The sequence below is a fragment of the Bergeyella cardium genome, from assembly GCF_003614945.1.
In the GTDB taxonomy this organism is placed as follows: Bacteria; Bacteroidota; Bacteroidia; order Flavobacteriales; family Weeksellaceae; genus Bergeyella_A; species Bergeyella_A cardium.
In genome coordinates, this window is record NZ_QYCZ01000001.1 from 1394772 (window position 1) to 1407873 (window position 13102).

The 13102-nt window shown below is 41.4% G+C and carries 10 protein-coding genes; 3 read left to right on the forward strand and 7 right to left on the reverse strand.

Going from position 1 to position 13102, the window contains the following annotated elements:
- Positions 1-242 precede the first annotated feature (242 nt).
- The 4 genes from D8991_RS06355 to D8991_RS06370 form a co-directional block, all read right to left on the reverse strand.
- Positions 243-722, reverse strand: a complete 480-nt coding sequence (locus tag D8991_RS06355) for a hypothetical protein (RefSeq protein ID WP_120489310.1) — start codon at positions 720-722, stop codon at positions 243-245.
- A gap of 105 nt (positions 723-827) precedes the next feature.
- Positions 828-2444, reverse strand: coding sequence for a S41 family peptidase (locus tag D8991_RS06360; RefSeq protein WP_120489311.1), 1617 nt, complete (start codon positions 2442-2444; stop codon positions 828-830).
- 129 nt (positions 2445-2573) lie between these two features.
- The gene (locus D8991_RS06365; RefSeq protein WP_120489312.1) at positions 2574-4235 is read right to left on the reverse strand and encodes a DUF4139 domain-containing protein; all 1662 of its coding nucleotides are present in this window, start codon (positions 4233-4235) and stop codon (positions 2574-2576) included.
- A gap of 189 nt (positions 4236-4424) precedes the next feature.
- Positions 4425-4949, reverse strand: a complete 525-nt coding sequence (locus D8991_RS06370; RefSeq protein WP_120489313.1) for a peptidase associated/transthyretin-like domain-containing protein — start codon at positions 4947-4949, stop codon at positions 4425-4427.
- 329 nt (positions 4950-5278) lie between these two features.
- On the opposite strand from D8991_RS06370, the gene D8991_RS06375 reads away from it, so the two are divergent.
- Both D8991_RS06375 and D8991_RS06380 read left to right on the forward strand, forming a co-directional pair.
- The gene (locus D8991_RS06375) at positions 5279-5998 is read left to right on the forward strand and encodes a pyridoxine 5'-phosphate synthase (protein ID WP_120489314.1); all 720 of its coding nucleotides are present in this window, start codon (positions 5279-5281) and stop codon (positions 5996-5998) included.
- A gap of 31 nt (positions 5999-6029) precedes the next feature.
- Entirely contained in the window at positions 6030-6803 is a 774-nt protein-coding gene (locus tag D8991_RS06380) for an alpha/beta fold hydrolase (RefSeq protein ID WP_120489315.1), read from the forward strand.
- 582 nt (positions 6804-7385) lie between these two features.
- Here the strand turns inward: D8991_RS06380 and D8991_RS06385 are convergent.
- On the reverse strand, positions 7386-8294 hold the full coding sequence (locus tag D8991_RS06385; protein WP_120489316.1) for a UbiA family prenyltransferase: 909 nt from the start codon (positions 8292-8294) through the stop codon (positions 7386-7388).
- Positions 8295-8297: 3 nt separating this feature from the next.
- The gene (locus tag D8991_RS06390; RefSeq protein ID WP_120489725.1) at positions 8298-9224 is read right to left on the reverse strand and encodes a mevalonate kinase family protein; all 927 of its coding nucleotides are present in this window, start codon (positions 9222-9224) and stop codon (positions 8298-8300) included.
- A 183-nt stretch (positions 9225-9407) separates the two neighbouring features.
- On the opposite strand from D8991_RS06390, the gene D8991_RS06395 reads away from it, so the two are divergent.
- Entirely contained in the window at positions 9408-11654 is a 2247-nt protein-coding gene (locus tag D8991_RS06395) for a TonB-dependent siderophore receptor (RefSeq protein ID WP_245957195.1), read from the forward strand.
- 252 nt (positions 11655-11906) lie between these two features.
- On the opposite strand, the gene D8991_RS06400 is transcribed toward D8991_RS06395, so the two are convergent.
- The gene (locus tag D8991_RS06400; RefSeq protein WP_120489317.1) at positions 11907-13040 is read right to left on the reverse strand and encodes a WG repeat-containing protein; all 1134 of its coding nucleotides are present in this window, start codon (positions 13038-13040) and stop codon (positions 11907-11909) included.
- Positions 13041-13102: the final 62 nt, after the last annotated feature.

A 13102-nucleotide genomic window follows, 5' to 3' on the forward strand; every position in this document is an offset into this window, starting at 1 on the left:
CAATAAAAAATCTAACACTTTACACATAACCTTGTCAGTTTTTCTGACAAGTTTTGATGTTTTAGGGTGAATGTTGTCAGTTTTACTGACAAAGTTGTCACATTTTGCTTGAATGTTGAGGGTTTTTGCTCAGATGTTGTCACAAAAACTGACAAAGTTGAGGCTTTTACCCTCAAAATATAAGGATGAACCTTTGATTTTGGTTCATCCTTGTTTTGTTTTTTAGTTTTACTCCTTAGTGTTTATCCTTTTGGAGTTTGTTTTTTACTTGGCGACTTCTTCGCAAACCTCTTCCCTAAATCCTCTTGGATGGTTTTAGCGTCTGGGCTGCCTGTTTTGGCTGCCATTTTTACGGTAGCGTAGTAGAGTAGGGCTTGCGCATACGCCTCGTGTCCTGTGAGCATAAGGGTTTCGCTTACATTTTCGGACAGCTGTTTCAGAATCTTAAAGACTGGCTGAAGGGATTGATTGAGCTTGAAATCTTTCTCCATTTCCTCCTTGTCCATCATCGGTGGGATGAGGTCGGGATTGGTTTTGATGTATTCCATCACTTTGGATACGAAGGATACGGATTTGTCGCTCATTTTTGGCAATTTAGTTCGCTCTTCTGGGGTTAGATTTACCAGATAAGGGCTAAGCAGCTGGCGAATTTCACTGATTTTTGTTTCGATTTGTGCTAGCGTTTGATCTGAAATGGCAGCACTGATTTGGTTTTTTGGCATAATTTTAAAATTTTAAATTGAGCCCTAAAAGTAATAATAAAATTTTAATAGCCAAATTTTATTTAATAAGATATTTTATTATTAATTTCTGAATTGTAACTGTAGCTATGGCAACCGTATCCCATTAACCGCTCTACCCAGCACAGGGTCTTTTTTCATTATCAGGTCTTCTAAGGTAGTTGGTACGGGGATATCGGGAAGTACGCCTCTACCGATGAGCTTTCGCTGGGCGTTGGGTTTTATGGTCATTACCCCAAAGCAGAAATCAGTGTGGGAATTTCTGAGTTTTGTACATCGGGAGTGCCCTGCTACGGTACCATTGAAGTCGCCCCCTGTTTCTTCGCCTATAAATGTAGCGCGACCTTCTGCCTGCAAAGATGCCGCAAGAACTGACGACATAGAGTAAGTAGCACCATTGGTAAGCACATAGAGCTTGCCTGTGTATTTATTCAGAGGCTTGGCTTTGTGGTCGCTTTTGTTCATCATTTTGTAGTAGTAGCTCCCATCTTTCCCTTTTTGGGTATTAAAATATTCGGAGGTGGAGAAAGCGAGGGTAAGAGGCAAGAATACGGTATGCTGAAAGGCATTAAACTTAGTGAAATTCAAGCCTGCCATTGCGGTTTTAGACATCACTTTTGCAGAGTCCATTATTACAGGGTGAGAGTCCTTGCTCAGATAGCTGTAGAGGGTGTTCCCGTGCCGTACATAGCCACCACCATTTCCTCTAAGGTCTAAGATAAGATACTGCACTTTGTGCTTATGAAGAGAGTCAAAGATGAAAGCATAACCTTTCTTTACACTCCCTCGCTTGAAGTCCCTTATTTTGAGCACAGCAATGCTGGAATCTCCCTTTACTGGGAATGAAATCTCCCTACTGTACTGCTTAGTTGCAGGGTTGTAGCCCAAATATTTCTTCACCTTATTCTGGTACTTTTCTAAGGCATTTCTCTTGATGATTTCCTCCCTTGTGGGGTATTTCACTGGGGTTTTCTTTACGATTTTCTGCTTCTGAGGGGCTGGAGCTTGCTTGCTTTTGGCATTTTTATGCTCCAAAAACTCCCTTTTTACAACTTTGGTATAAACCGAACCGTTCTTTTTCAGGGTGAGGATAATCGCATCCTGCACCCCCAAGACTCTGGATACATAGTTCAGATAGTTTTTTGAAATGATATAGGAATCCATTGTCTTGATGTATCCATCGCCAGGTCTTGTACCTTTGTAGAGGTTGTAATAGTCTTTATACTTAATATCATCTATGCTAATGAGCTCTGCATAGACATCTTGTGAAGATTTCTTGCCTGTGATTTTTTTGAGCATCAGCCTATCACCTGCCCCCTCTACGCTGAGCTGGGAGAGCGGACCTTTGGAGCCTTTGGTATGGTGGCGCTCTACTTTGGTCATCTTGTACGGGCGAGAAGTGAGGTAGATATGCCCGTGCCCAAACTTGGAAACCACTTTAAACAGCTCACGGGAGAAGTCGGCGGACTTCATCGGTTTTTTTACTGTCTTTTTAAGGCTGTCCAGCTTGTGAGAAATCTGCTCTTTGGTCAGGTACATATCAATATCAGGATGGTGGGCAAAGAGGTTCTTCCTTACCTTATCTATATCTTGATGTAATTCTTCCGGGGGGATATCTCTGTTCGTCACCGCATTGTATCTCTCGGCTGTAGCGCAGGAGACGAGCAGAATACTTAAGCATATTAAGACTTCTATCTTCTTCACAAGTACTTTATTTCAATGGCGAAAATATCAAATAAAATCTAAACCCACCAAGACAAAACCACTGAGGAAAGAATGCACAAAATAATAATCCCCACTGCTAAAGCTATAGTGGGGACTGATTTTTCTCGCTTAAAGATTGCTAATGATATAGTCTTTCGGGTAGCGAACTTTATAGCTTACGCGGTATTTCTTGGTTTCGGAGGGCGAGAGTTTGGTTGTCCAGAGGAGGAAGCCTTTCTCGTCGTCTTTCTTAGCACCGCTTTTTTCGAGGAGTTCTACTTTTACAGCATCGTTATTGCTTAGCGGGATACGGTCTTTCACCTCAATATTCACAGCGTCTTTCTTATTATTCTTGATAATAATGTCATAGGTTATGGTTTTCTCACGATAGGAGGAGAGGAATTTCTCGCCCGACTTATCCTGAATATTTTCCCTTCGGATGCTGATTTTAGGGTCGTTTCCGAGCGTAATGTTCAGCTCATTGGTCGTAAGATTTGGGCTAATGGTCGTCTCACCGATATACATATTCTCAAAAATCACGCTTGCAGGTGCTCCTACCAAATGATAATTACTAAAATCCTTAATCTTCGCTAAAAGAAACGCCTCACGAGTATAATTTGGAGCGGTGTAGTACTGATATTCCGCTGGTATTTTCTGGTTAAACAGGCTGATGAGGTGGTCTTCGCCATTGGAGAGAATGTCATAAGGCACATCTACATCATAGCTGGTGTTAAGTTGATTGGCATTCACTGAGAAATTAGCACCTACAACCACGACATCTGCTACTGCACCTTCCATAGCATTGGATTCATAGGCTACGGCATCTTGTTTTACAGATGCCAGACCTCTTATTTTTACTTGGGCAGACCTTTTAGCGGTTTCGTATTCTTGCTGCCTTTCTTTAGCGCTTTGAGCATAGATGAACCAAGGACTAAGCTCTGGTGCGGTGTTGTTTCGGTAGGAGTTTCCGTTGATAAGGGTGAGCTTTACGCCTTTCCAGTCCAAACCTGTTCTTTGTTTTACAATCGCTTTAAAGGTTACATCCAGCGGAGCGGAAACTTTCTCACTTTTGATTTCGTAATAAGGATTCCAAGTTACATCATTCGCAAGATAGTTGATATTGAGCTTCAAGTTGCCCGCCGTGGAAGCCATCACTTTGAGGACAAGGACGCCACTTGCGAACTCTTCGGCTTCTTTTTGCTCTTTTGTTTTTAGGCTACTTTTCAGGCGAGAGAGCTTTTTAGCGAGCTCGGTTTCGTCTTTTCTGAGAGCCACGAGTTTGTTATCGATTTCAATGCGTTTTTTAGTGTAGAAATCGGTCAGTTGGGTCAGCTGAGCCACGCTTCCAGCATTGCTCCCTACCAGTACGGTTTGGTTTTTATCGAGGAGCTCGATGGCCTTCTTATTGGCGTCGAGTTCTATCTTGTTTTTGGTAATGAGGCTTTCGACAATTTTGATGCTGTCATTCACTTTCTTTATTTGCGGATTGGTGGTATCCATCTTAAAGTCGGAGGAATAATCGTCCGTAAACTGTGAGGATAGAATGGAGATATTCTTAGCATTGACCCCAATTTGAATGGTTTTTTCGTTGATTTCTTCAGAGATATTGCCAATCACCACTTCGGAGATGCCCGCAGGTACGGTGATAGAAGCTACATTTTGCAGCTCAGCAGAGTTTCTGTACACCTTTACGGCGGTTACTTTTGCTTTGGTATAAATCGGTTTCTGTGCAGAAGCCAGCCCTGTAACAAGGCTAAATACCACGGAGAATAAAACGGATTTTTTCATCATTAAATAAATTAAAAAACTGAGAAACGAAGATATAAAAAAAATAGGATAAGACCGCTCAACGAGAGGATTTTTTATCCATAAAGAATACCTATTGAGGAGTTTTCAGTCTTTGATATCATCTCTTCTAAGGGCAAGCCTAAGCCTGCTTTCTACGATATAAAGCCCCCAAAAGCCCAAAAACTACCCTTTTTATTTTTTCTGCTTTTGGGAGTGGGTAGAGATTTCCAAGCCATAAGTAGCACTGTATCCATACTTTTTGTAGAGCTCGCTTCTTCTGAGGAGCTTGTATTTTAAGGTTTTATCGTTGCGGAGGCGTTGTTTTAGCTTGTCTACCGCCTTATCCGTTACCAATTTTCCATTGAGGATAAACAATATCCCACACATCTCATTCTTTTCAAAAAGCATATCGTGAGGATAATCAACCATCACTACATCTATTCTCTGCTTTGGTGCATTCTCGACGATAGGAGCACAATTGCTATCAAGGCTCAAGCCTTTCACAGGGCTTTCCCCGTAATAGAGGAGGTTATCCCACTGGTACGCCTGTATCTCGTAGAAGCCTTTTGCATTGGTACGCACCTCTTCCCTACCATTAGAGACAAAAATCCCTTCTAAGGGCTTACCATTCCTCATCGAAACCACCCCTCTCACCGTAATTTGCGCCATTACAGAAAACCCTAAAACCAAGCCGAATAATACCGATACTTTTTTCATTGCGTGTCTATTTCATTAATAATTTACTTGAACTGCTATAGAATTATAGATTTAATCCTCTCAATACCCCTCACAAGAATGGGATTTTGCACCTTCTTCTTCCTCTTTTATACTAAAAAACCGAGAAACAAAGCTATTAAAAAAATGAATACCGCCCTCCCCTTCTTAGCAGCAGTGAAAGTGTTTTAGTTTTGAGGAATGCCATTTTTTTTGGAAATTAGCCCGCCGAAAAAAGACTTATTAACCCTTTTAAAATTGGTGTTAATGATGAAAATTCCGATGTTAATCATAAAAAAAAACGATGTTAAAACCTTAAACAAAAGAAAGAAATGACAAAACTCAGTGTAAATATCAACAAAATTGCGACCCTTAGAAATGCACGAGGGGGAGATGTGCCCAGCGTAACCCAAGTAGCCATAGATGCCCAGAGATACGGTGCGCAAGGCATTACCGTGCACCCAAGACCAGACCAAAGACACATCACAAGAAAGGATGTATACGACCTAAAACCTCTTATAAGCACAGAATTTAATATAGAAGGTAATCCCCACCAGCCATTTATAGACCTCGTACTGGAAGTTCGCCCAGAGCAGGTAACCCTCGTACCCGATGCCGATGATGCACTCACCTCTAATGCGGGGTGGGACTGCATAAAACACAAAGATTTCCTGAAAGAAGTGGTTTCAGAATTTAAAAAAGCAGGAATACGAACTTCCCTATTCCTTGATCCCAATCCAGAAATGGTACGGCACGCAGCAGATACGGGTACCGACAGGATAGAGCTCTACACAGAAGCCTATGCCAAGCAATACAGTAGCGATAGAGCAGCAGCAATACAGCCCTATCTGCAAACCGCACAGAAAGCAGAGGAATACCACTTGGGGCTCAATGCTGGACACGACCTTAGCCTTGAAAACCTCAAATACTTCGCAGAAAACATCCCCAATCTACTGGAAGTATCCATAGGGCACGCCCTTATCTCCGAAGCTCTCTATTTAGGTCTCGAAAATACGATACAAGCCTATCTGAAACGCCTGGCAAAGTGGTAACCTCATCATCTAAAACCCATAAAAAAGCATAATGAACATTCTACATTCTAAAATCTACGGACAAGATAAAAGCGGTACTCCCCTCCTCGTGCTCCACGGGCTTTTTGGGATGCTCGACAATTGGGGTACCTTCGGTAGGGACACGAGCGAGTTCTTCCCTGTGCACCTCCTCGACCTTCGCAATCACGGCAAGAGCTTCCACTCGGCAGGAATGTCTCACGATGACCTCGCACGCGATATCCTGAACTATATGGATTATCACAACATTGAGAAAGCCCACCTCCTCGGGCATTCACTCGGCGGAAAGGCGGTGATGCAGTTCGCCATCAATACCCCCAATAGGGTCGAAAAGCTCGTCGTCGTAGATATCGCCCCCAAAGCCTATCCTCCCCATCACCAAGGAATCTTCAAAGCCCTCCACAGCATAGACTTTAACACGGTAACTTCCCGCAGCGAGGTAGAAGCCCTCCTCGCCCACTACATCCACGAGCGGACGGTGATTCAGTTCCTCACCAAAAATCTTTATTGGACCGATGAGAAGAAACTCAACTGGCGCTTTAACCTCCAAGTTCTCTCCGATGAATACACCACCGCCGTAGCCAATACCATCCGCTTCGGTACCTTTACTGGGGAGACACTCTTCATCGCTGGCGAGAAATCCAACTATATCCTCCCCCAAGACGGCTTTCTGATAAAGCAGCAGTTCCCCCAGTCCAAAATCGTTAAGATAAAAAATGCAGGGCACTGGGTGCAAGCAGAAAACCCTACCGATTTTTTCCTCACCGTAACGAATTTCCTGCTCTAAACCACCCTGCCTTTACTTATTGTAATCTCACGGAACTTTCCAGCAATATTTCGGAACTCTCCCGCAACATTGATTATAGATAAAGTGATATGACGGAATTCTTCTGCAATGTTGCGGAACTCTTCCGCAACATTGATTATAGATAGAGTGATATAGCGGAACTTTTCCGCAATCTATCTTATCTATTAAGTAACATTGATTATAGATAGAGTGATATGACGGAACTTTTCTGTAATCTATCTTATCTTATTGAGTAAGATGAATATAAATATGTGTAGTGCCGACTACGGCATCCGTAATCTAGCTTATCTATTGAGTAAGATAAATGTAAATATGTGTAGTGCTGACTACGGCATCCGCAATCTAGCTTATCTATTGAGTAAGATAAATGTAAATATGTGTAGTGCTGACTACGGCATCCGCAATCTATCTTATCTATTGAGTAAGATGAATGTAAATATGTGTAGTGCCGACTACGGCATCCGTAATCTAGCTTATCTATTAAGCGAAATAGTAAGTGAATAAGTACTCTCCACGCAAGTGGGTGGTGAGCCCGATTGTGGTATAAGCATTAAAGCAGAGCTATAGAAATGCCTTCAGAAGAGGAATAACACCATCGAGGAACATTGCAAGTACCCCAATGAAAATCCAGAAACGGAGGAGGTTCATTAGCCAGAAAATATTTTTTCTATTAAATGAGAAAATGGGAATCATAGAGAGGAGAAGCACACCCGCAGAAACCAAAAAATAAATGGAAAGCACACCCGCCTGCTGTATATAATCCGCGTAGTAGATAAAAACCGCAGTCGCAGCATTGATAAGAAGAAGGAGGAGGAGAACCACCTGAGTACCCCACTTCCCGAGCACGATAGGGAGAGTACAGTAGTTAAAGATTTTATCGGAGCGCTGAGTGAGGACATCCTTCATTACATCTACCTCCCATAGAATAAGGAAGAGGAAGACTGCCATCGCCATTATACGAACAGAAAAATGCTGATAATAGACCAGCATACCTGAGAACGGATAGAGGGTGAGAGCTACATAAGTGAGGTTATTCACAACTGCGATTTTGCTCAGCTTGTGGCTATAAAACCAGATAACGAACTGATAAAAAAGAAAGAAAAAGAAAATTCTGTACGACAAGAATAAGGCTACGACGAGAGAGAGAGCATTTAGAAATAAATAGGTATAGAGGAAATGCTTCTGAGAGACGAAGCTCTGCAACCGTACACGAAGTGGGCGCTCTACGCTGTCCTTGTCCCAATCATAAAACTGATTGATAATACCCCCTGCGGCAATGCTCAGTACCGAGCAGAAGATAATCCCATTCACTTTAATATCAAAAACGAAGTTCCTGAGGCTCTCCTCCTGATTAAACAAGAAAAAAGTAGAGACATAGAGTGTAAAAGTAAAGAACGAAAGGACGAAAACCCTCGCACCCAAAAGCAAACTGATGAACTGCGAAAATCTGTATAGCCCTTTGCTCTTCATACGCTAAAATCTATAAATAATCTCTTTGTGGAAGCCTTTAAGCATCTCTTCTGCCTTAGGATAATCCTGAGTAAAACCGAGAATATAGCCCCCACCACCGCTTCCGCAGAGCTTGAGATAGTAGGCATTGGTATCCAGACCTTTTTTCCAAGCGTTGTAGATACTGTCGGGTATCATCGGTTTAAAGTGGTCGTATGCCCAGATGGAGAGCTTCCTAAGGTTTTTAAAGAACGGATTCATATCCTTTTTCAGAAACGCTTGTATGCAGGCATTATTGTATCGTATAAACTCTTCCTTCAAGGTTTTTCGGAAACCTTCGGTCTTCATTTTCTCAAAAAAGATCTGAACCATAGGTCCTGTTTCTCCAACCATTCCAGAATCGATGAGGAAGATTGCCCCCCTGCCTTGCTCCTCTTTTGGGATGGAGACTTTATCTACATTCTCGCGGTTTTCGATAAGGATAGGCAAGTTCATATAGCAGATGAGTGGGTCTATACCCGAACTCTTACCGTGGAAATAGCTTTCCAAAAGTCCAAAGACCTTTTTGAGTTCCTTTAAATCTTCTTTGCTGATGCTTTCGGGGTTGTATTTCTTAATGGAATACTTCTCAAAGATGGCAGCAACCAATGCTCCCGAGCTACCGACACCATAACCTTGTGGGATATTGCTATCAAAATAAAGCCCCTTAGCAATATCATCTTTAAGAGCAGAGATATTAATCTCAAAACCCGCTGGAAGGTCTATACCAAGAAGCTCATCTGAATAATTGAGCAGATGCTCGTTTGATTGTTTTTCAAAATCGGTAGATAAGTCCGAAAACTTCAATGTACCCTTATAAAAGCTGTAAGGTAAGGTAAGTCCTTGCGAGTCTTCAATGATTCCATACTCACCAAACAGTAGGATTTTAGCATAGAATAAAGGATTTGTCATTTCTCTTTTCATTTAAAAGCTGGGCAAAGATAGTCTTTTTTAGTAATTGTACTCGTTTTATGGGCGTTTATTATTTCAGGAGAAGTAGTTGAAATCTATTGATATTAAAAGATATTTTCTATTAACCTCTATTGTTTAGAATGTTTTTAAACAATACTTTTGCCGGCATTAAAAATAGAATATATGATGAATAATTCATTATCCTTAGCCTTGGTTGTGGTGGGTGCCATTTGTGGAAATGCACAAACGACCAAAGACAGTTTAAAATCTAAAACAATCCCTGAAGTAGAACTCTTCGGAGAGAGAAAAAAGCAGAACAAAGGTATGGAAGTTATCACCCGTATGCCTTTGAAAGTGCGAGATCAGATACAGAGCATCTCTGTAATTTCTGATAGAGCCATCGAAGAAATGGGAGCCCTTACCGTAACAGATGCAGCAAAAAACATCCCTGGTGTAGTACTTTTCAGTACCTATGGAGATGGGGAGGAGTCTATGTCTATCCGTGGATATAGAGGAACTCCTGTACTTAAAAACGGAGTACTGATGTATTCCGATTTCAGAACAAGCTCTATACTTACCGATATGCAGGGCGTAGAAAGCCTACAAGTAATACGAGGTTCGGTAGCGATTACTCAGGGGATAGGTTCATCGCTTGGAGCTGCGGGAGGGGTAATTAACCTTACCACCAAAAAACCAAAATTCATCAATGCAGGAACAGTAGGTTTCAGGTATGGAAACTGGAATCTATTCCGACCAACGCTCGACATCCAAAGGGTATTAGACAGCGAAGGCAAAGTAGCTTTCAGGCTCAATGCTGCTTATGAAAACAAAGAATCCTTCGCCGATTATGTAAAAGGTGAGAGACTATACATCAACCCATCGGTTTCTTACAGACCTGATGATAAAACCAATATAACGGTAGAGATGGACTATATGTATAATCAAAACACACCAAACAGAGGTACAGTAAACCTCGCTCCAGATGATACAAATGCCCTCTACGAATTGCCTACAAACAAGTTTTTAGGCTTTAAAACCAATTTTAATAAAACAACTTCCCTCAACTTTGGAGCGTATGCTGATAGGAAACTCGGTGATAAGTTCCGCGTTCGCATTGCCTATCTTCAAGGTGATGTAAGCAACAATGGAGAGTCTTACTCCCTCGCAACCGTTACCTATCCAGACCCTAAAAACCCCAAAAAACAGATTATAAAAGACTACAAAGAGAGGAACAGAAGATGGACGAAGTTTAGCAGTGAAGACCACTCTAAGGTATTCCAAGCGGACTTTATCGGTCAGGAAGTGGAGACAGGTTTCTTAAAACACACCTTCCAGATTGGGTTTGACTGGAAAGAATCCTACACCCTAAGCGGTACCTATCAGCATAAATTCCTCACCGAAGTCGTACGAGGAAAAACCTCCCCACTTAGCTACATTCCAATAGATAAAATCGCTGATGTAACGGGCGAATTTACCAATGACCTCCCTGCAACCTTTAACCCTGATGATTTAGTGCATAAGGGGGATAGAATCTCTGCAAAATCTCCTATCTACGGCATTACGGCACAGGAAGTAATGGCTATCGGGAAGTATGCAAAAGCGGTTCTCGGCATCCGATACAGCTCCTACCAAGGAAATAACCAGACAGGCAAGAAAGACGCTTGGAACCCCTCTCTCGGGCTAATGATTTCTCCATTAGAGAATATGAATATCTACGGCTCTTTCACTACGACGACTGACCTTAGGGGGAACGACAGAGTCCTCGCTAATGGCGAAGGCACAATAGGGGCAACCATCACCCAACAGTGGGAAGCGGGCTTCAAATCCGATTGGTTTGATGAAAAACTCAGGTTTAATCTAAACCTCTACGCTATGAACCTTAACAATCTTTCGTACGAAGTTCTCGATGCGGCTGGAAATGGAACCAAGACTTATGACTTCGCGGGTGACCTTACCCGAAAAGGCGTGGAGATAGACCTCATCGGGAAAATCCTCCCCGAGCTCGAAGTAATGGCAGGCTACTCCTACCTCGATGCGAAGTACAAAAACAGCCCTGCGTATGTGAACGATTCCCGACCGATGATGGCGGCTGAGCATACGGCTAATGCGTGGCTCAACTATACCTTCCGAAGTGGCGCCCTTAAAGGGTTTAACATCGGTGGAGGCACGTATTATGTAGGCGAAAGACCAGTGAATGAATACACCCAGAAGGTCATAATTCATAACACGACCCCTGGCGTAAAGCCCTTTAACCTGAATGCCTACACCACCCTAAACCTCCAAGCGGGCTACGCTTATAAGAATGTTGGCGTGAGGGTATTCGCGAATAATCTAAACAATGCCTTAGGCTACAACGCCTACTACCGCGGAGGGTATATCAATAGGAATGACCCGAGAAACTTTGCCGTACAGGTCAATTATAAGTTTTAATTTTTTCATATCGTTTAAAGTTTTTTTTAGTGCATCGGGCTGGGGATTTCCTCAGTCCGATGTGTTTTTATAGGCTTATTTTGGATTGATGAAGACTCAATCAAATACCTATTTCAAATACAATACAGAAAATTTAATCTTAGTAAAGCAAGGGTCTAAGCCCCCTATTTATATTAAAATTAGTAAAGAACTGATGTGTTTATAAGGAATCCTCAATTTTTCAATAAAAAAACTGTCTACTTGAATGCCTTTTTATTCTGCTTCTTCGTCAAGAGACACCTTTCGAGCGGTTTCTAATAATGGATAGATAGAAGCTATTCCCCCGATTTTTGGGATTTTTTTATTCACTTGGTACTCATATCCTCTTGTATCGATGAGATAGTCTGTGCCATCTCTTTTTACTGCTATGTACTCATCATATGCATCAAAGTAACGATTGTGATTTACAGAAGACCAGCCCAAGTTTTCATATATCGCTGGATAGAGTACGCCATTAAGATTAGCAAGACCTTGTTTATTATTGAGATGCAATTCATAGAATTTGCTATTATAACTTTTTATCTTATCATATCTTATGGGAACAAACTCCTCTCCTTTCATATTAACTAAGCCCATTTTACCCATATTCTTCACATAGAATACAGGATTTATTTCGTATTCTTCATATTCTATATCATCGTATTTGACAGGAACTATCTCCCTACCCTCATAATCCAAAATCCCATACTTATCATTGATTTTTACCTTAATATATTCATCCTTATAGGTGTAGGCAATATCATATATAGCAGGGACAATCTCCTTCTCTCCCCTCTTTATCCCATATTTACCATCTTTATAAAAAGCCTTATTGCCTGCATATTTGTCATATTTCTCGAAGACAAAATCCGAAGTGTAAGCAACTCCTCCAGCCAAGATTAGAATATTTCCTGTATTCTCATAATAGTGCTGTATCAAGAGTTGATTTTCCTTTGTCTTGCCTATTTTAATATAGTTCTTCTGTGTATTACCATATATCAGCGGGATAAAAATATCCTCGTTCCAGTGAGTCACTTTTAGATAGTTTCTTCTTCTCTTCCCTGTAAATGTCTGCTTCTTGGTGGTGATTTCCCCCAGCTCCATCACAGGATAGGTGAGCTCCACTTTATCAGGCTCCTGAAATTTCATCTCGACCCAATTTACAGTTTCCAAATTTTTCTCACTATTAAAGAACCTTAACATATGAGCCTTCGTGTCTGGTATCTTCTTCTTTCCATTATACTTAAATAAAGATTTGGAATAGTACTTTCCATTCAGACTTTCCAAATTTTCCAGTTTTGTGAAATAACTCGGGCGGCAGGATACCAATGCCAATACTAAAAAGATTAATAATATTTTTACTTTCATAGAACTAAAATTTAATGGTAAATGTAGAAAATTTCTCAATATTATCTCCCAATTGAAAAATA